This is a genomic window from Nocardiopsis quinghaiensis, assembly GCF_008638365.1.
In the GTDB taxonomy this organism is placed as follows: Bacteria; Actinomycetota; Actinomycetes; order Streptosporangiales; family Streptosporangiaceae; genus Nocardiopsis; species Nocardiopsis quinghaiensis.
Map to the genome: position 1 here is coordinate 1 of NZ_ML703344.1, position 406 is coordinate 406.

General features: G+C 70.2%; 1 protein-coding gene. It reads left to right on the forward strand.

The features are described from left to right. Positions 1-406 (forward strand): ATP-binding cassette domain-containing protein (locus FYX01_RS04655; protein WP_150237959.1); only part of this gene is annotated, 406 nt, incomplete at both ends.

Below are 406 nucleotides of genomic sequence, written 5' to 3' on the forward strand. Positions count from 1 at the left end.
CGAGCATCCCTACACCCAGGCCTTGCTGGCGGCGGTGCCGCGCGTGGAGGTCTCCCGCGCCCAGAGGCGCGCCCAGGACCGGGCCGACCGGGTCGAGCGCGACAAGCGCGAGGGCAGGGTCACCGGAGCGGGCGAGTTCTCGGCCTTCACCCCGACCACCACTCCGACCACCGCTCCGGCCGCCGCGGGCGGGAGCTCCTCCGAAGAGACCCCCCTGCTGCGTGTGGAGAACGCTTCGCAGCGTTTCCGGGTGCGTGGCGGAACGTGGGGCGGTGCGACGGATTTCTGGGCTGTGAAGGACGTGTCCTTTGATCTGTACCAGGGGGAGACCCTGGGTGTGGTGGGGGAGTCGGGTTCGGGTAAGAGCACGTTGTCGCGGATGGTGATGCGGTTGTTGGAGCCCACC